The organism is Pseudoduganella flava (genome assembly GCF_007830495.1).
Lineage (GTDB): Bacteria > Pseudomonadota > Gammaproteobacteria > Burkholderiales > Burkholderiaceae_D > Rugamonas > Rugamonas flava.
Genome location: NZ_VLKW01000009.1, coordinates 22,936 through 41,832, shown reverse-complemented (window position 1 = coordinate 41,832; position 18,897 = coordinate 22,936). Strand labels below are relative to the sequence as shown.

Annotated in this window: 17 protein-coding genes; 14 read left to right on the top strand and 3 right to left on the bottom strand. The window is 68.1% G+C overall.

Translation table 11 applies throughout. The annotated features are described in order from the left end of the window. Positions 1 to 2: 2 nt before the first annotated feature. Complete coding sequence (locus IP92_RS21175) at positions 3 to 998, bottom strand: serine/threonine protein kinase (protein ID WP_145878847.1); 996 nt, start codon at positions 996 to 998, stop codon at positions 3 to 5. 57 nt (positions 999 to 1,055) lie between these two features. Between IP92_RS21175 and IP92_RS21170 the strand changes: the two genes are divergently transcribed. Then, complete coding sequence (locus tag IP92_RS21170) at positions 1,056 to 1,751, top strand: UPF0149 family protein (protein ID WP_145878845.1); 696 nt, start codon at positions 1,056 to 1,058, stop codon at positions 1,749 to 1,751. 31 nt (positions 1,752 to 1,782) lie between these two features. Here the strand turns inward: IP92_RS21170 and IP92_RS21165 are convergent, their stop codons facing one another. Both IP92_RS21165 and orn read right to left on the bottom strand, forming a co-directional pair. Further along, positions 1,783 to 2,319, bottom strand: a complete 537-nt coding sequence (locus IP92_RS21165) for a DVUA0089 family protein (protein WP_145878843.1) — start codon at positions 2,317 to 2,319, stop codon at positions 1,783 to 1,785. Between the two features lie 144 nt (positions 2,320 to 2,463). Then, positions 2,464 to 3,060 (bottom strand): oligoribonuclease, encoded by a 597-nt coding sequence (gene orn, locus IP92_RS21160; protein WP_199271824.1) that lies wholly within the window; start codon positions 3,058 to 3,060, stop codon positions 2,464 to 2,466. Between the two features lie 47 nt (positions 3,061 to 3,107). Here orn and IP92_RS21155 point away from each other — a divergent pair, with 47 nt between their 5' ends. The 13 genes from IP92_RS21155 (at position 3,108) to cheB (ending at position 18,854) form a co-directional block, all read left to right on the top strand. After that, a complete protein-coding gene (locus tag IP92_RS21155) occupies positions 3,108 to 4,394 on the top strand; it encodes a M48 family metallopeptidase (RefSeq protein WP_145878841.1) in 1,287 nt (428 codons plus the stop codon). After that, entirely contained in the window at positions 4,391 to 4,735 is a 345-nt protein-coding gene (locus IP92_RS21150; RefSeq protein WP_145878839.1) for a 4a-hydroxytetrahydrobiopterin dehydratase, read from the top strand. The genes IP92_RS21155 and IP92_RS21150 overlap by 4 nt, the downstream gene beginning before the upstream one ends. Further along, the gene (gene rsgA, locus IP92_RS21145; RefSeq protein WP_145878837.1) at positions 4,732 to 5,628 is read left to right on the top strand and encodes a ribosome small subunit-dependent GTPase A; all 897 of its coding nucleotides are present in this window, start codon (positions 4,732 to 4,734) and stop codon (positions 5,626 to 5,628) included. The genes IP92_RS21150 and rsgA overlap by 4 nt, the downstream gene beginning before the upstream one ends. Position 5,629: 1 nt before the next feature. After that, a complete protein-coding gene (locus IP92_RS21140; RefSeq protein ID WP_145878835.1) occupies positions 5,630 to 8,470 on the top strand; it encodes an ATP-binding protein in 2,841 nt (946 codons plus the stop codon). An 85-nt stretch (positions 8,471 to 8,555) separates the two neighbouring features. After that, positions 8,556 to 9,485, top strand: a complete 930-nt coding sequence (argF, locus tag IP92_RS21135; protein WP_145878833.1) for an ornithine carbamoyltransferase — start codon at positions 8,556 to 8,558, stop codon at positions 9,483 to 9,485. Positions 9,486 to 9,496: 11 nt separating this feature from the next. Then, positions 9,497 to 9,892 (top strand): VOC family protein, encoded by a 396-nt coding sequence (locus IP92_RS21130; protein WP_145878831.1) that lies wholly within the window; start codon positions 9,497 to 9,499, stop codon positions 9,890 to 9,892. A gap of 20 nt (positions 9,893 to 9,912) precedes the next feature. Continuing rightward, complete coding sequence (locus IP92_RS21125; RefSeq protein WP_145878829.1) at positions 9,913 to 11,145, top strand: argininosuccinate synthase; 1,233 nt, start codon at positions 9,913 to 9,915, stop codon at positions 11,143 to 11,145. A gap of 129 nt (positions 11,146 to 11,274) precedes the next feature. Continuing rightward, on the top strand, positions 11,275 to 13,089 hold the full coding sequence (locus IP92_RS21120; RefSeq protein ID WP_145878827.1) for a methyl-accepting chemotaxis protein: 1,815 nt from the start codon (positions 11,275 to 11,277) through the stop codon (positions 13,087 to 13,089). An 18-nt stretch (positions 13,090 to 13,107) separates the two neighbouring features. Then, a complete protein-coding gene (locus IP92_RS21115) occupies positions 13,108 to 13,566 on the top strand; it encodes a chemotaxis protein CheW (protein ID WP_145878825.1) in 459 nt (152 codons plus the stop codon). Then, on the top strand, positions 13,563 to 14,879 hold the full coding sequence (locus IP92_RS21110; protein WP_145878823.1) for a CheR family methyltransferase: 1,317 nt from the start codon (positions 13,563 to 13,565) through the stop codon (positions 14,877 to 14,879). The genes IP92_RS21115 and IP92_RS21110 overlap by 4 nt, the downstream gene beginning before the upstream one ends. Then, positions 14,876 to 15,544, top strand: coding sequence for a chemotaxis protein CheW (locus IP92_RS21105; protein WP_145878821.1), 669 nt, complete (start codon positions 14,876 to 14,878; stop codon positions 15,542 to 15,544). Before IP92_RS21110 ends, IP92_RS21105 begins: the two co-directional genes overlap by 4 nt. Next, the gene (locus IP92_RS21100; RefSeq protein WP_145878819.1) at positions 15,541 to 17,829 is read left to right on the top strand and encodes a hybrid sensor histidine kinase/response regulator; all 2,289 of its coding nucleotides are present in this window, start codon (positions 15,541 to 15,543) and stop codon (positions 17,827 to 17,829) included. The genes IP92_RS21105 and IP92_RS21100 overlap by 4 nt, the downstream gene beginning before the upstream one ends. Next, positions 17,826 to 18,854 carry a chemotaxis-specific protein-glutamate methyltransferase CheB gene (cheB, locus tag IP92_RS21095; RefSeq protein ID WP_145878817.1) on the top strand — a complete coding sequence of 343 codons (1,029 nt, stop codon included), beginning with the start codon at positions 17,826 to 17,828 and terminating at the stop codon, positions 18,852 to 18,854. Before IP92_RS21100 ends, cheB begins: the two co-directional genes overlap by 4 nt. Positions 18,855 to 18,897: the final 43 nt, after the last annotated feature.

Genomic DNA, 18,897 nt, shown 5'->3' with positions numbered 1-18,897 from the left:
GCCTAGACGGGCCAGAGCGGCGGCTCGTCCATCAGCGCCACCTGCTCGCGCAGTTCCAGGATGCGGTCCTGCCAGTAGCGCTGCGTGTTAAACCACGGGAAGGCGGCGGGGAACGCGGGGTCGTCCCAGCGCCGCGCCAGCCACGCGGCGTAATGCATCAGGCGCAGCGTGCGCAGCGCCTCCACGAGGTACAGCTGGCGCGGGTCGAATTCGCAGAAATCCTCGTAGCCGGCCAGGATGTCCGACAGCTGGCGCACCATCTCACCGCGCTCGCCGGACAGCATCATCCACAGGTCCTGCACCGCCGGGCCGTTGCGCGCATCGTCGAAGTCGACGAAGTGCGGGCCACCGTCGGTCCACAGCACGTTGCCGCCGTGGCAGTCGCCGTGCAGGCGCAGCAGCGGCACGTCGCCGGCCCGCTCGTAGCAGCGGCGCACGCCGTCCAGCGCCTGGTCGGCCACGCTGCGGTAGGCGTCGACCAGCTCCGGCGGCAGGAAGCCTTCGCGCAGCAGGTAGTCGCGCGACGTGGTGCCGAACGTATCGATGTCGAGCGCGCCCCGCTCGGCGAACGGCCGGGTGGCGCCGACCGCGTGGATGCGGCCGATGAAGCGCCCCGTCCAGTCCAGCACGGCGGGATCGGACAGTTCCGGCGCGCGGCCGCCATGGCGCTCGAACACGGCAAAGCGGAATTGCTCGAACGTGTGCAAGGTGCGCCCGCCGATCGCCAGCGGCGGCACGGCGGGAATCTCGCGCTCGGCCAGCTCGGCCACGAAGGCATGCTCCTCGAGGATCGCGGCATCGCTCCAGCGCTGCGGCCGGTAAAATTTCACGACGACGGGCTTGCCGTCCTCGATGCCCACCTGGTAGACGCGGTTCTCGTAGCTGTTCAGCGCCAGCAGGCGGCCGTCGCCGTACAGGCCCGCGCTGGCCAGCGCATCGAGCACGCAGTCGGGGCCCAGCGCGGCAAAGGGGTGGGAGGCGGGAATGGAAGTCGTCATCTCGCCATTGTAAGGCCGGCGGCGTATACTGTCGGATTCCTTTTGAAAGTACGAACCATGCAACTCGATCAGCCTCTCTCCGAAAAAGAATTCGACGAACTCGACCAATTCCTGCTGGGCGACCGCACGCCCGAGGATGCGATGACGCTCGATCACCTGCACGGCTACATGACGGCGATCGCGATCGGGCCGGAAACGATCATGCCGTCCGAATGGATCCCGCGCATCTGGGGCGAGGACGGCAGCCAGGCCCCGAAATACAAGAACGAGAAGGAAGCCAACCGCATCTTCGACCTGATCATGCGCTTCTATAACGAAGTGGTGATCACGTTCGAAGTGGCGCCGAAGGAGTTCGAGCCGCTGTTCGTCGAGCACGAGCATGAAGGCAAAGCGCTGCTGAACGCGGAAGCATGGTGCTGGGGCTTCTGGGAAGGCATGGAACTGCGCGCCGGCTCGTGGGACGAGATCTGGGAGTCCGAGGTCAAGGACCTGATGCGCCCGATCTACCTGCTGGGCGCCGACGAGATCGAGGAAGACGAGCTGCCGGAAGTCGAAGACCCCGTCAAGGCGCACAAGCTGGCGCAAGACATCGAGGCCAACCTGCCGGCGATCCACAAGTTCTGGCTGACGCGCCGCAAGGCACCGGTGGGCACCGTGAAGCGCGAGGAGCCGAAGGTGGGCCGCAACGACGATTGCCCTTGCGGCAGCGGCAAGAAGTACAAGAAGTGCTGCGGCGCCACCGCGGCCGAGTAAGCCACCATCGAACCGCGCGGCGCCGGCTTGCTCACGCGGCGCGGCGCCGCCGGACGAACGCACCGACCGTCAACGCACCTGCCGCCAGCATCGCCCAGGTGGACGGCTCCGGCACGGGCGTCACCGTCCAGCGCACCGAGATGTACGGGCCGATGCCCATGTCCGCCAGCGCAATCGGCGCGTCGTTGTCGTAGCGCCAGCCGTCCGCAATCGACGTGCTGTTCGAGAAATTGTCGTACATCGTGACCGTGAACAGATAGGTCCCCGGCATCAGGTCGTGCAGGCGCAGGCCGGAATCGTACATCGTCTGCCCGGGAGCGATGGAGGGATTGTCGTCGTTCTCGCCCAGCCGCTCGCCATTGCGCCAGACGGCCAGGATCGGATCCAGGTTGCCGCCATCCAGGTAGGAGTCCGTCCAGACGGTCAGGTGCGAGGTTTCCTGCACGACGATACTGTGATAGAACACGTCGTTATGGTAGACGAGGTGGCTATCGACCGAGTCGGCGCTGGCCGCCGCGGCGGCACATGCGCAGACGAGGGTGGCGCACGTTTTGCGTAAATAGTTCATGGCGATCTCCGGTAACTAGGAAAGGAGCCCCGTGGGGGCCGTTACCGGAGTTGCAAGCGTCGTTCCAGCGCCCGCGCCCCCGAATGGTGTCCGGGGGCGGCGGGCCGGCGCTGTCAAGTATGCCGACGCGCGCGGCCGCTGCCTTTACAGTTTGATGAAATGCTCGCGGTAGTACTTCAACTCCTCGATCGACTCGAGGATGTCGGCCAGCGCCGTGTGCTTTTGTGCCTTCTTGAAGCCCGACACCACTTCCGGCTTCCAGCGGCGGCACAATTCCTTCAGCGTCGACACGTCCACGTTCCGGTAGTGGAAGAACGCTTCCAGCTTCGGCATGTAGCGCACCATGAAGCGGCGGTCCTGGCCGATCGTGTTGCCGCACATCGGCGATTTACCGGCCGGCACCCACTGTTTCATGAAGGCGATCAATTCCGCCTCGGCCTGCTCTTCGCTGATCGTCGACGCCTTGACGCGGTCGATCAGGCCGGAGCGCCCGTGCGTGCCCTTGTTCCACGAATCCATCGCGTCCAGCGTGGCGTCGGACTGGTGGATCGCCAGCACCGGGCCTTCGGCCAGCACGTTCAGGTGCATGTCGGTGACGACGATCGCCACTTCGATGATGCGGTCGGTATCCGGTTCCAGGCCCGTCATTTCCATGTCGACCCACACGAGATTCATCTCGTTGGGGCGTTGCGGCTGGGCGGCGGCGGCCGGGGTGACGGGAGTATCGTTCGCTTGTGACATAATTCTCTCTTGGCCAAACTAAACCGCCATTTTCTCACAGGCACAGAATGTATTCACACGCGTTTTCGTTTTTGTTTGTCGCATTTTTAGCGTTGACACTGGCTGTCCGCTTCTGGCTCGCCTCGCGCCACATCCGGCACGTGCTCGCCAATCGCGGCGCCGTGCCGGCCGAATTCGCCGCGACCATTCCCCTGGCGGCGCACCAGAAGGCGGCCGACTACACGGTCGCGCGCACGAAGCTCGGCCTCGTGACGATGTTCGTCAACGCCGCCGTGCTGATCGGCTTCACGTTGCTGGGCGGCCTGGAATGGCTGTCGGTAAAGGTGTTCGGGCTCACGGGCGGCGGCATGACGTATCAACTGGGGCTGCTTGCGGCGTTCGCCGTGGTGTCCGGCGTGATCGACATCCCGTTCGACTACTACAAGCAGTTCGTGCTCGAAGAGCGCTTCGGCTTCAACAAGATGAGCGTCGGCCTGTTCGTCGCGGACATGGGCAAAGGCGTGCTGCTGGCCGTCGCCCTCGGCCTGCCGCTCGCTTGGATCGTGCTGACGCTGATGGCGAAAGCGGGGCCGTTGTGGTGGCTGTACGCATGGTGTGTGTGGAGCGGCTTCCAGCTGCTGATGATGGTGCTGTTCCCCACCGTGATCGCGCCGCTGTTCAACAAGTTCACGCCGCTGGCGGACGAAGCGCTGAAATCGCGCATCGAAGGGCTGATGCGCCGCGTGGGCTTCGCGTCGAAGGGCCTGTTCGTGATGGACGGTTCCAAGCGCAGCGCGCACGGCAACGCGTATTTCTCCGGCTTCGGCGCGGCCAAGCGCATCGTGTTCTTCGACACGCTGCTGTCCCGCCTCGCCCCGCAGGAAATCGAGGCCGTGCTGGCGCACGAGCTGGGCCACTTCAAGCTGAAGCACATCGTCAAGCGCATCGGCCTGATGTTCGCGCTGTCGCTGGCCTTCCTCGCGCTGCTCGGCTGGCTGAAGGACCAGGTGTGGTTCTACACGGGCCTGGGCGTGACGCCGATGATCGGCCAGAACAACGACGCTTTGGCGCTGATCCTGTTCATGCTGGCGCTGCCCGTGTTCACGTTCCTGTTCGGCCCCCTCGCCTCGCTCAGCTCGCGCAAGCACGAGTTCGAGGCCGACGCGTTCGCCGCCCAGCACACCGACGCGCACGACCTGGTGTCCGCGCTGGTCAAGATGTACGAGGATAACGCGTCGACGTTGACGCCCGACCCGCTGCATTCGGCGTTCTACGATTCGCACCCGCCGGCCGCGATTCGGGTGCAGCACCTGAATCGGCACCTGGGCCGGCAACTGGACATGGCCCACGTATGATCGCGAGCGCCGACGAACTGCGCATGCAGCACTGCGCGCATGCGACCACCCAGCTCGACCCCGCCGAGGCCACGCGCCTGCTGGCGCTGCTCGATGGCTGGGCCATCGACGAGGGCCGCCTGACGCGGGCGTTCACCTTCCGCGATTACTACGAGACGATGGCGTTCGTGAACGCACTGGCCTATATCGCCCATTGCGAAGACCATCATCCCGAGCTGGTGATCGGCTACCGCAATTGCGTGGCGCGCTTCGCCACGCACTCGGTGCAGGGGCTGTCGCTGAACGACTTCATCTGCGCGGCGAAGGCCGATGTGCTGGTTCGCGTGGCGGGCCGCCCATGAAGAAGGAACAACGCACCGGCATCATCATCGCGGCCCATGGCCGCCACTACCTGGCCGACGCACAAGGCACCCGCCTGCAATGCGTCACGCGCGGCAAGAAGACCAACGTGGCCGTCGGCGACGTCGTCGACCTGACGCTGACGTCGCCGGACCAGGCCGTGATCGACAAGATCCGCGACCGCCAGACCCTGCTCTACCGCTCCGACCAGTACAAGTCGAAGCTGCTGGCGGCGAACGTCACGCAGCTGTTCATCGTTGTCGCGACGGAGCCGAGCTTCTCGGACGACCTCGTGTCGCGCGCGCTGGTGGCCGCCGAGGCGGCCGGCATCGCCGCGCGGCTGATCCTCAACAAGGTCGACGTCGAGGAGGGTCTGGAGAAGGCGCGCGAACGCCTGAAGGTGTACACGGCGATGGGCTATCCGGTGCACGAGGTGTCCGCCAAGGGGCGGCCGGAGCAGACGGTGGACGAACTGGCGCCGCTGCTGGCGCAGCAGTCGACGATCCTGATCGGCCAGTCCGGCATGGGCAAGTCGTCGCTGATCAACCTCTTGGTGCCGGACGCGGACATCGCCACGCGCGAAATCTCCGCGGCGCTCGACACGGGCAAGCACACGACGACGTTCACGCGCCTGTACCACCTGGACGCCCACGCATCCGTGATCGACTCTCCTGGCTTCCAGGAGTTCGGCCTGTACCACCTGTCCGAGGGCATGCTGGAGCGCGCGTTCCGCGACTTCCAGCCTTATCTCGGCGGCTGCAAGTTCTACAACTGCCGCCACCTGTCCGAACCGCAGTGCGCCGTGCTGGACGCCGTGCGCGCCGGCCACATCGCGAAGATGCGGCACGAGCTGTACGGGCAGCTGCTGCACGAGTCGGCGCAAACCCTTTACTGATATGGACCTGTTCACCAGCGACGACGCCGTGGCGCAATGGGAGATGGCACTGCTGCCGTTGACCGGTGCGGCAAGGCTGCCGGTGCTGGTGCCGCTCGCGTGGCATCTGCGCCAGCGCGACAGCGCGCGCGCCGTGCTGCTCGCCGACGAGGCGCAGGCGCTGCTGGACGAAGCCGGCCTGCCTGCCCGTGAGCGGCGCGCCACGGCCGCCCGCCTGCGCCTGCTGCGCGCCGAGGTGGATTGGCTGCTGGGGGAAATCGACGCGGCGCAGGCGGCGGCCGACGCCGCCGCGGATGCGCTGCATGAAGCCGGCGACGGCATCGGCTGCGCTGACGCGCACTGGCTGCGGGCGTGGATCGCCGTCGACCGCGGCGACCACGCATGCCGCGACCGCGAACTGGAACGCTGCGCCCAGGCGGCGCGCGCCGCCGGCGACGGCGAACGGACCGCGATCGCCGAAGCGGCCAGCGCGCGCTGGGCCGTGCTGCGCGACCTCGATACGGCGCGCGAGCGCTGGGGCGGGCATTTCGATCCGTCGTCCGAACGGGGCGCGGCGCTGGACTGCTGGATCAACGACTTCCTCGGCATCGCCGCCAGCCAGGCCAGCGACTTCGGCGCCGCCGCGCGCCACTACCTGCGCACCTACGAAGCGGCGCTGCAGACGGGCCAGATCCGCACGGCCATCATCACCGCGACGAACATCGGCGAGAAGTTCTCGAACCTGAACGACCACCACGCGGCGCTGGAATGGATGCAGCGCGCGCTCGACATGGCACGGCCGAAAGGCTGGCCGCGCAGCACCGGTGCCGCGCTGCTGCACACGGCCGACACGCTGCGCCGCCTGGGCCGGCTCGATGCGGCCGGCGAATTGCTGCGCGAGGCGCTCGACATCCTGCTGCCGTATGCGAACAGCCGCCTGTACGCGATCGCATTGCAGTATTCGGGCGACCTGTGCCTGGCGCGCACCGACTACGCTGGCGCGCTGGCCGCGTTCGGCCGCCTGGCGGTGCGCGCCGATGTGCTGGACCAGGCGGACTTTCGCATGGTGGCGCGGCGCGGCCAGGCCCACGCGCTGTGCTTCCTGGACCGCCCCGGCGAGGCGCTGCTGCTGGCGCAGCAGGCTGTCGACCTGGCCGGCGGCCACCACAACGTCTATAACCAGGTGGCCGGGCTGCGCGTGCTGGCGCTGATCCACAGCCGCCACGCGCTGCCCGGCCCGGGCGGTATGACGGAGCCTAACCCCACGCTGCACTACCTGCACCGCGCGCTCGACGTGGCCGCGACGATCGACGGCTACATCGTGCCGGGCGACCTGTACGACGCGCTGGCCGACGAGTATGCCCGCGTGGCCGATTACCGCCGTGCCTACGAGATGGCGCGCGCCGCCAGCGAGTCGCGCGAACGCACGCACAGCCAGGAGGCCACCGGCCGGGCGATCGCGATGCAGGTGCACCAGCAAACGGAGCAAGCGCGTGCGGAGGGCCGCCACCACCGCGAGATGGCGATGGCCGAAGCGCGCCGCGCCGGCCTGCTGCAGCAGACCAGTGCCACGCTCGAGCACCTGTCGGCGATCGGCCAGGAAATCACGACGCACCTGGATGCCGCCGCCGTCTACGATGTGCTGAACCGCTACGTGCACGCACTGCTGCCGGCCCATGCGTTCGCGGTGGTGCTGAAGGACGCGGGCGATACGCTGTCGCTGGCGTTCGGCGTGGAGGCCGGCGCCGCGATGGCGCCGTTCACGCTGGCGGCGGATGATCGCTCCGCCGGCAGCGCGCGCTGCGTGCGCGAGCGCGGCGAAGTGGTGGTGGACGACCTGGCGCGCCAGCCGCGCGCGCCGGATGCCTGCCCGGACAGCGCCAGCGCGCTGTTCGTGCCGCTGCTGCTGGGCGAGCGCGTGCTGGGCGCGATGACGGTGCAGGCGAAAGCAAGCGGCGCGTACGGCGAACGCGAGCGGCTGATCTTCCGCACGCTGTGCGCGTACGGCGCGATCGCGCTCGACAATGCGCAAGCCTACAACCAGCTGCAGGAGGCGCAGTCGCAGCTGGTGTCGCAGGAAAAGCTCGCCGCGCTGGGCGCGCTGATGGCCGGCGTCGCCCACGAACTCAATACCCCGATCGGCAACAGCCTCCTGATCGCCAGCACGCTGGAACAGAAGACGGTCGAGCTGGAGGAGACGCTGAACGGACGGGGCCTGCGCCGCTCCGAGCTGACCGCCTACGTCGCCGACGCGCGCAAGGCTTCCGAGCTGGTGATGCGCGGGCTGCACAGCGCCGCCGACCTGGTGGCCAGCTTCAAGCAGGTGGCCGTCGACCGCACGACGGAGCAGCGGCGCCGCTTCCGGCTGCAGCAGGTCACGCATGAAATCGTCGCGACGATGATGAACCGCATCCGTGCCTCCGGCCACCGGATCGCGTTCGACGTGCCGGACACGATCGAGATGGACAGCTATCCGGGCCCGTTCGGCCAGGTGGTCACGAACCTGATCAACAACGCACTGCTGCATGCGTTCGACGGACGCGGCGACCGACCCGGCGACGGCGCCGGCACCATGCACCTGCGCGCCGGCGCGGGGCCGGACGGCAAGGTGACCGTCGTCTTCAGCGACGACGGCTGCGGCATCGCGCCGCAGCACCTGTCGCGTATCTTCGATCCATTCTTCACGACGAAGCTTGGCCAGGGCGGCAGCGGCTTGGGGCTATCGATCAGTTACAACATCGTCACTGGCCTGCTGGGCGGCCAGATCGCCGTCGCCAGCAGCCCGGCCGGCACCGCGTTCACGCTGGAACTGCCGCTGGTCGCCCCGAGCCACGACCCCGACGGGCAGTCGTCGATTTACTAGGTGCGCGGAAAAGCCCTTATAATGATTTGCCAAGCTGGCTACATCCGACAGCCCCGGCACAGGTTGCCGCAAAATCGTTGCGAATATGTCTACACAAAAACCGATCAAGCACTATCTCCAGTTTTCCGACTTCACCCTTGAAGAATACGAATATGTGATCGAGCGGGCGCACGTCATCAAGCGCAAGTTCAAGAACTACGAGATCTACCATCCGCTGATCGATCGCACGCTGGTGATGGTGTTCGAGAAGAACTCCACGCGCACGCGCCTGTCGTTCGAAGCCGGCATGCACCAGCTGGGTGGCGCCGCAATCTACCTGAACACGCGCGATTCGCAGCTGGGCCGCGGCGAGCCCGTCGAGGATGCGGGCCAGGTGATGTCCCGCATGTGCGACATCATCATGGTGCGCACGTTCGGCCAGGACATCATCGAACGCTTCGCGGCAAACTCGCGCGTCCCCGTCATCAACGGGCTGACGAACGAGCACCACCCCTGCCAGGTGTTCGCCGACATCTTCACGTACTACGAGCACCGTGGCCCGATCACCGGCAAGACGGTGGCGTGGATCGGCGATGCCAACAACATGCTGTACTCGTGGCTGCAAGCGGCCGAGGTGTTCGGCTTCCACCTGAACGTGTCGACGCCGAAGGGCTACGACATGGACATGTCGCTCGTGTCGACGGACCGCTACACCTTCTTCGACAACCCGTCCGATGCCTGCGCCGGCGCCCACCTCGTCAACACCGACGTGTGGACCAGCATGGGCTATGAAGAGGAAAACGCGGCGCGCCTGAAGGCGTTCGACGGCTGGATCGTCGACAGCGCGAAGATGGCCCGCGCCGCGCCGGATGCGCTGTTCATGCACTGCCTGCCCGCGCACCGCGGCGAGGAAGTCGCCGCCGACGTCATCGACGGCCCGCAGTCGGTCGTCTGGGACGAGGCGGAAAACCGCCTGCACGTGCAGAAGGCGCTGATCGAATACCTGCTGCTGGGCCGCCTCGACCAGCAAAGCTAAGGAGACTTTTCGTGATCGACCACCTCGGCATCGTCGCTACCGATTATCCGAACAGCCGCGCGTTCTACGAGAAAGCGCTGGCGCCGATCGGTTACACGAAACTGATGGAACTGGGCCCGGAGATCACGGGCGCGTTCCACACGGCCGGCTTCGGGCAGGCCCCGAAGCCCGACTTCTGGGTGTCCAGCGCCCGCCCCGGCCAGGCCTCCAGCGGCACCGTGCACGTGTGCTTCCGTGCCGCGAACCGCGCGCAGGTGGACGCGTTCCATGCAGCCGCGCTGGCGGCCGGCGCGCGCGACAACGGCGCACCGGGCCTGCGGCCGCACTACCACCCCAACTATTACGGCGCCTTCGTGCTGGACCCGGACGGGCACAACATCGAAGCCGTCTGCCACGACCCTGTTTGAATCAAATTGGAAATCTTGAAATGAGCGACATCAAAAAAGTCGTCCTCGCCTACTCGGGCGGTCTGGACACCTCCGTGATCCTGAAGTGGCTGCAGGATAACTACCACTGCGAGATCGTCACGTTCACGGCCGACCTGGGCCAGGGCGAGGAACTGGAGCCGGCGCGCGCCAAGGCGCTGAAGTTCGGCATCAAGCCGGAAAACATCTTCATCGACGACGTGCGCGAGGAATTCGTGCGCGACTTCGTGTTCCCGATGTTCCGCGCGAACACCGTGTACGAAGGCGAGTACCTGCTGGGTACGTCGATCGCCCGTCCGCTGATCGCCAAGCGCCTGATCGAGATCGCCAACCAGACCGGTGCCGACGCGATCTCGCACGGCGCCACCGGCAAGGGCAACGACCAGGTGCGCTTCGAGCTGGGCGCATATGCGCTGAAGCCGGGCGTGAAGGTGATCGCGCCGTGGCGCGAGTGGGACCTGCTGTCGCGCGAAAAACTGCTGAAGTACGCGGAAGACGCCGGCATCGCCATCGACATGAAGCACAAGAACGGCGGCGCGCCGTATTCGATGGACGCCAACCTGCTGCACATCTCGTTCGAAGGCCGCCACCTGGAAAACCCCAGCGCGGAAGCCGAGGAATCGATGTGGCGCTGGACGGTGTCGCCCGAACAGGCGCCGAACGAAGCCGAATACCTGGACATCGAATACGAAAAGGGCGACATCGTCGCGCTGAACGGCAAGCGCATGAGCGCCGCCGAGGTCCTGACGGAGCTGAACCGCCTGGGCGGCAAGCACGGCATCGGCCGCCTCGACCTCGTCGAGAACCGCTATGTCGGCATGAAGTCGCGCGGCTGCTATGAAACGCCGGGCGGCACCATCATGCTGAAGGCCCACCGCGCGATCGAATCGATCACCCTGGACCGCGAAGTGGCGCACCTGAAGGACGACCTGATGCCGCGCTACGCTTCGCTGATCTATAACGGCTACTGGTGGGCGCCGGAGCGCGTGGCGCTGCAGACGCTGATCGACCACACGCAGCAGACCGTGAACGGCTGGGTGCGCGTCAAGCTGTACAAGGGCAACGTGATCGTTGTCGCGCGCGATTCGAAGACCGATTCGCTGTTCGACCAGACGATCGCCACGTTCGACGAGGACGGCGGCGCCTACAACCAGGCCGACGCCGGCGGCTTCATCAAGCTGAACGCGCTGCGCATGCGCATCGCCGCGAACGCCCGGCTGAAGCGCGGCCAATAAACCGCCCCGACGCGGCGCACGGCAGGGCTGCCCTCGGGCAGCCCTTTCTTTATCCGCGCGCCGTGCACGCCGCTTGGGCGGAAAATGTTACATTGCGCACGACGCGAACTCTTCTGAGGCGAAGCCCCGATGATCAATAACCTCTCCATCAAGAACAAGCTGTATGCCGGCTTCGGCGGCATCCTCGCGATCATCCTGATCCTGCTGGTGCTGGCCTACAACAACTTCACGCAACTGCGCATAGCCAACGAGTGGGACCGCCACACGATGCAGGTGCTGCACGCGATCGACGGGCTCTCGCTGTCCATCATGGAAGTCCAGATCGAGGCACGCGGCTATTACCTGACCGGCAGCGAGGCCCGCCTTGCCAACGTGCGCCAGGAGGTCACCGACCTGCCGGCGTCCGTGACCGCGCTGCAGCGGCTCGTGGCCGACAATCCGTCGCAGACGGCGCGCGTGAAACGCCTCGAAGCCATGATCCTGGCCTGGATCCGCGACGTCGTCGAACCGCAGACGGCGCGCCGCCAGCAGCTCGGCAATACGCCGGGCGCCGCCGACGAGATCGGCAAGATGCCGCAATTTCAGCAGGCCAGCCCCGCGGTCACGGCCGTGCACAAGCTGCTGGAGGATGCGCGCAAGGAAGAGGAAACGCTGCTGGCGCAGCGCTCGGAGACCGCGGCCGAGCTGCGGCGCGACATGACGCTGATCTTCCTCGGCGGCGGCGCCGCGTGCGCGCTGCTCAGCATCGTGATCGTCTACGTGCTGACGCGCGCGATCATGGCGCCGCTGACGAATCTCACCAGCGTCGTCGGCCGCATCGCCGGCGGCGACCAGAATGCCCGCGTGGAAGTGAGCACCGGCGACGAACTGGGCCGCGTCGGCGACGAATTCAACCGGATGGCACAGGCCATCCAGGACAACCAGCAGCGCGAACGGGCCAGCACGGACGAGCTGCGCTCGAAGGTCGACTCGCTGCTGACCGTCGTCACGCGGGCGGCGTCCGGCGACCTGACGGGGAAAGTCGAAGTGGGCGGCAACGACGCGATCGGCCAGCTGGGCCACGGCCTGGCCCGCATGTTCGACAACCTGCGCATCCTGCTCAACAATGTGCAGAAGGCAGGCATCCAGGTGACCACGTCGGCCACCGAGATCGCCGCCTCGGCCAAGCAGCAGGAAGCGACCGGCGTCGAGCAGGCGCAGACCAGTGTCGAGGTGCTGTCGACAACCAAGGAAATCTCGTCCAACGCGACGCAGCTGTTGAAGACGATGGAGGACGCCACCGCGGTGGCCGACTACACGACGGCGGCCACCGCCGAGGCGCAGGACAACCTGCGCCGCATGGATGCGACGATGCAGAACATGGTGTCGGCGACCGATTCGATCAACGCCAAGCTGGCGGCGCTGTCGGAAAAGGCGTCGAACATCAACAGCGTGCTGACGACGATCACCAAGGTGGCCGACCAGACCAACATCCTGTCGCTGAACGCGGCGATCGAGGCCGAGAAGGCCGGCGAGGCGGGCCGCGGCTTCTCCGTCGTGGCCACCGAGATCCGCCGGCTGGCCGACCAGACGTCGGTCTCCACCTGGGACATCGAGCAGATGCTCAAGGAGATGCAGTCGGCCGTATCGGCCAGCGTGATGGGCATGGACAAATTCTCGGAAGAGATCCGCCGCAGCGTCGGCGAGGTGCGTGCCGTGACGGACCAGCTGTCCGGCATGATGGACCAGGTGCGCAAGCTGGCGCCGCAGTTCGACGCGGTACTGCAGGGCATGCAGTCGCAGGCCGTCGGCGCCCAGCAGATCACCGAGACGATGATGCAGCTGAACGACGCGACGCAGCAGACCGTCGAGTCGCTGAAGGCCACCAGCGAAGCCGTGCACCAGCTGCAGTACGCCGCCAGCGACCTGCAATCGTCGGTCGCCACGTTCGCGGTCAACGTGTAACCGGGGTGTGAGCGGGCGATGAGGCTCTTGGTCTTTCATATCGGGGCCGACCGCTATGGCCTGCCGCTGGCCGTGATCCGGCGCGTGCTGCCGCTGATGGCGCTGAAGGCGATACCGGGGGCGCCCGATGCGGTGGCCGGCCTGATGAACCTGCACGGCACCGGCATCCCCGTGATCGACGTGGCCCGCCTCGGCGGCGGAGCGCCGGCGGCGCGGCACGTCGATACCCGCATTGTGCTGGCCGATTACACGGCGCCCGATGGCACCCTGCACCCGCTCGGCCTGATGGTCGAACGGGTGCAGGGCGTGCAGCACGTCGACGATGCGGTGCTGGCACCGGCCGGCGTGCTGGCCGCGCCGTTCCTCGACCGCGTGGCGGGCGATGCGCAAGGCATCGTGCAGCTCGTCGAGCCCGACCGCATGCTGCCCGACGCGCTGCGCGCGATCCTGTTCCAGCCGGAGAGGCAAGCGCGATGAACGCGCTGGCACGGCTGCGCGCGGCGACGGGGCTGAACCTGTCGCACGAAGCCGTCGAGCGCGCCGTGCGTGCGCGCATGGCGGCCACCGGCAACGCGGATCGCGAACGATACACGGCGGCGCTCGATGCCGCCGAACTGGCTGCCCTCGTCGAACTGGTCGTCGTGCCCGAATCGTGGCTGTTCCGCGATCCGCAGGCGTTCGCCGTGGCGGCTACGTACGCGCAGCGCCGCCTGGCACGGGGCGGGCGCCAGTTGCTGCGCATGCTGTCCGTGCCATGTGCCGGCGGCGAGGAACCATATTCGCTGGCGATGGCGCTCGCCGATGCGGGGGTGCCGCCCGCCGCGTTCGCGATCGACGGCGTCGACCTGTCCACTGCCTGCATCGCGCGGGCCGAGGAAGGCCTGTACGGCCGCAATGCTTTTCGCGGCAAGGACCTGTCGTTCCGCGAGCGCCACTTCACGCCCGCCGGCGACGACCTGTACCGGATCGATCCCGCCCTGTGCCGGCGCGTGCGCTTCCGCCAGGGCAATCTGCTGACCAGCGAGCTGGCACCACCAGGCAGCTTCGACGTCATCTTCTGCCGCAACCTGCTGATCTATTTCGACGGGCCGACGACGGCCGCCGCGATCGCCCGGCTGGCCACGCTGCTGGCCGACGACGGTGTGCTGCTGGCCGGTTACGCCGAAGTGCCGGCCTTCACCCGCAACGGTTTCACGGCCCTGCCCTACCGCCAGGCGTTCGCGCTGCGCAAGGCCGGTGCGCCGCCGGATGGGCCGTACGACGGCCTGCCGCTGCCCGTCGGCGACGTGGCGCCAGCGGTGCGGCGCCGCGTCGCGGCGGCGCGGCCCGCACCGCCGCCTCCGCCCTCCCCGGCACCGCCGCCACCCGCTGCCGCGCCGCGGCCGCGCGCCGTGCCATCGGCAAGCGTGCCTGCCGCCGCCCCGGCCGTGGCACCGATGGCAGCCCCGGTGGCAGCGCCGGCCCCCGCCGGCACGCTGGACGACGCGCGCCGCCTTGCCGACGGCGGCCGGCCTACGGAGGCGCAGGCGATCTGCCGCGACCTGCTGGCGCGGCAGCCGGAGAATGCCGAGGCGTGGTTCCTGCTTGGGCTGCTGGCCGGCGACGGCGCGCCGGACCAGGCCGAGACGGCGCTGCGCCGCTGCATCTACCTGGCGCCGGATCATTACGATGCGCTGTGTCACCTGGCGCTGCTGGCCGGGCGGCGCGGCGATGCCGGCGGGCAGGCGAGCCTGCAGGCGCGCGCGGCGCGCGTCTGGCGCCGGCGTCATTCCGATAGGGCCCGATCATGAATCAAAGCACACCTGCCGACGGCTGCTGGAGCCGGATCGGTGTTACCGGCGACGGCAGCTGCGAGCTGCTCACCGAGCACGTCCACTGCCGCAACTGCGGCCATTACGGCACCGCCGCGCAGCGCAACCTGGGCCGCGAGGTCGACGACGCCTACCTGCGCGAATGGGCCGAGCATTTCCGCGCGCCGGAAAGCGCGGCCGAGCAGGCTGGCGCCTCGGCGGTGGCGTTTCGCATCGGCGCCGAATGGCTGGCCCTGCCGACGGGGATGCTGGTGCGCGTCGCCCCCCACGTGCTGCCCCACCGCGTGCCGCACCGCGGGTCCCGCGGCCTGCGCGGCATCGTCAACATCGGCGGCCAGCTGCATCCCTGCATCGCGCTGGCCGACCTGCTGGGCATCGACGTCGACGGCGGCAGCGAGCGGGTGGGCCGTCACACGTTCGCCCGGCTGCTGCTGGTGCGCTGGGAAGAGCGCGCCTACGCGCTGCCGGTGGCGGACCTGCACGGCATCGTGCGCTATGCCCCGGCCCGCGTGCAACCGCCCGCCGCGACGATCAACAAGGGCGTGCAGCGCTTCCTGTCAGGCGTCGTGACGGAGCACGATATGCGGATCGGCCTGCTGGACGCCGGCCTGGTCGGCCACCAGCTGGCGAGGGCGCTGCGATGAGCGAGCCGGAAGACCTGTCGCAGTTCTCGATGCTGGAGCTGTTCCGCATGGAGGCCGAGGGCCAGACGCAGGCGCTGACGGATGGCCTGCTGGCCGTCGAGCGGCACGAGGACCCGGCCGCGCTGGAGGCGATGATGCGGGCCGCCCATTCGATCAAGGGCGCCGCCGCGATCGTCGGGCTGGACCTGATCGTGCAGCTGGCGCATGGCATGGAGGATGCATTCATCGCCGCCCAGCACGGCCTGCTGCGCCTGACGCCGAACCGCGTCGACGTGCTGCTGGCCGGGGTCGACCTGATCGTGCAGTGCGCCAACCTGAAGGAGAGCGAGCTGCAGGGCTGGCTGGGCGCCAACGCCGACACAATCGCGTTGACGATGGAAACCATCCGCGCGATCGCCTACCTGCCCGAACCGGCCGCCCCTGCACCCTCTCCAGCACCCTCTCCAGCACCCGCGCCCGCGCTCTCCCCCGCTGCGGCACCGGTGACCGCGGCGGTACCCGACCCTGTCCCGGCCGCGGCTGCCGTCGCGCACGTGCCGGAAACGGCGCCGGCGGACGGTGCGCCGCGCGCCGCCCGGGCCACGCCGCAATCGGACCGCCTGCTGTCGCTGGCCGGTGAAGCCCGCGTCGGTGCGCACCAGATGCAGCCGCTGATCCAGGCGCTGCAGCGCCACAAGCGCCAGCAGGCGGCGTTGTTCGATGCGCTGGACGACCTGCATGAGGCGATCGGCCGCAGCGGCGATCCGATGCTGCGCGAGAAGGCGGCCAATGTGCTGCAACGCAGCCAGCCGCTGCGCCAGTTCACGCCGCCCCACATCGCCGACATGGAGCAGTACGAACTGCGCCAGCTGAACGTGGCGCAAAGCCTGGTGGACGAGGTGCTGGCACTGCGGATGCGGCCGTTCCGCGACGGCGTGCACCACTTCCCCCGCATGGTGCGCGACCTCGCGCGCAGTCTCGGCAAGGAGGCCCGGCTGGAGATCCGCGGCGAGGAGACGCTGGTCGACCGCGACATCCTGGCCCGCATCGAAAGCCCGCTGAACCACATGCTGCGCAACTCGGTCGACCACGGCATCGAGGCGCCGGCGGCACGCGAGCAGGCCGGCAAGCCGCGCTGCGGCACGATCGTGCTGGAGGCGCGCCACCGCGGCGGCATGCTGAACATCGACATCCGCGACGACGGCACCGGCGTCGATCCGGAGCGCATCCGCGCCGCCGTCGTCGCGCGGCGCATGGCCACGCAGGCGATGGCGGACGCGATGTCGCACGCGGAACTGATGCAGTTCCTGTTCCTGCCCGCGTTCAGCCTGAAGGGCGAGGTCACGCAGGTTTCCGGCCGCGGCGTGGGGCTCGACATCGTGCACGACGCGATCCGCGAGCAGAACGGCACCGTGCGGCTGGAGTCCGAGCCGGGCAGCGGCTTCCATACGCTGATCACGCTGCCGCTGACGCAGTCGATCGTGCGCGCCCTCGTCGTCGACGTGGGCGGCGAAGCGTATGCGGTCCCGATCGTCAAGGTGGAGCGGGTACTGAAAGTTCCCCAGGCCGCCGTCCACACGCTGGAGAACAAGCAGTTCTTCGAACTCGATGGCCAGCACGTGGGGCTGGTGCCGGCGGCGCAGGTGCTGGAACTGGGCGAGATGCCCCGGCAGGACGTGCTGCCGGTGATCGTCGTCGGCCATTATGGGCTGGTGGTGGACGCGATCCGCGGCGAGCACAGTCTGGCGGTGCACAGCCTCGAACCGGTGTTCGGCAAGCTGCGCGACGTGGCCGCCGCCGCGCTCCTGAACGATGGCGAACCGGTGCTGATCCTGGACGTGCCGGACCTGTTGATGTCGATCGACAAACTACTGGCCGAAGGCGGCCTGCAGCAACTGGCGCGCCCCGATGGCGGGGCACGGCGTAGAATGAAGCGCATCCTCGTCGTCGACGACTCGCTGACGGTACGCGAGATGGAAAGAAAGCTGTTGACGGGCCGCGGCTTCGAGGTCGATGTGGCCGTCGACGGCATGGACGGCTGGAACGCGGTGCGCTCGGGCGAATACGACCTGGTCGTCACCGACGTCGACATGCCGCGCCTGGACGGCATCGAACTCGTCAACCTGATCAAGAAGGACCTGCACTTGCATACGCTGCCCGTGATGATCGTCTCGTACAAGGACCGCCCGGAAGACCGGGCCCGCGGCCTTGCAGCCGGTGCCGACTACTACCTGACGAAGGGCAGCTTCCACGACGAGACGTTGCTCGACGCCGTCCGGGACCTGATCGGGGACGCCGCCAAATGAAGATCGGCATCGCCAACGACGTCGCGATGGCGGCGGAAGCGCTGCGCCGGGTGATTGCCGCCACCAAGCTGCACCAGGTGGTGTGGATCGCGCGCACCGGGCTCGAAGCCGTGCGCATGTGCGCGGAGAACCGGCCGGACCTGGTGCTGATGGACCTGAACATGCCCGAGCTGGACGGCGTCGAGGCGACCCGCCGCATCATGGCCGAGTCGCCGTGCGCGATCCTGATCGTCACCGGCCGGCCGCAGGACAGCGTCAACCAGGTGTTCCGCGCGCTCGGCGCCGGCGCGCTGGACGTGACGGCCACGCCGATGCTGATGCCCGGCCACAACGAGGGCGGTGCCCAGCTGCTGGCCAAGCTGCGCACGCTGGACAAGTTGATCCGCCACAGCGGCGGCTCGCAGGCGATGCAGCCGCGCACGTTCGGCCCGACCGAAGAGCGCTCTGCGACGGGGGTGCGCACGCTGGTCGCGATCGGCGCCTCGACGGGAGGGCCGCTGGCCGTCTCCAACATCCTGGCCGGCTGGCGCGCGCCACCGCATTGCGCGATCGTCGTCGTGCAGCACATCGACGCGAACTTCGCCGACCACTTCGCCAAATGGCTGAGCGACCAGGTGACGATGCCGGTGCGTCCCATCGAGGACGGCGACGAGCTGATGGGCGGCACCGTGATGATTGCAAAGAGCAACGACCACCTGGTACTGGATGAAACACACCACTTGGGTTACGATGCGGTGCCGAGGGATTACGCGTACCGGCCATCCGTCGACGTTTTCTTCCGCTGCGTGGCGCAGCACTGGCGCGAAGAGGCGATCGGCGTCCTGCTGACCGGCATGGGCCGGGACGGCGCCGAGGGGCTGCTGGCCCTGCGGCGCGCCGGCAAGACGACGGTGGCGCAGGACCAGGCGTCGAGCGCCGTGTACGGCATGCCGCGCGCAGCGGCGGAGCTCGACGCGGCGCAGCTCATCCTGCCGCTCGAGAAGATCGGCCCCTTCCTGCGCAGCACCACTGGTGGCAGGTCCTGACCGCCGCCAGTGCCGACAGACCCTCCAACCATAGGAAAGCCCG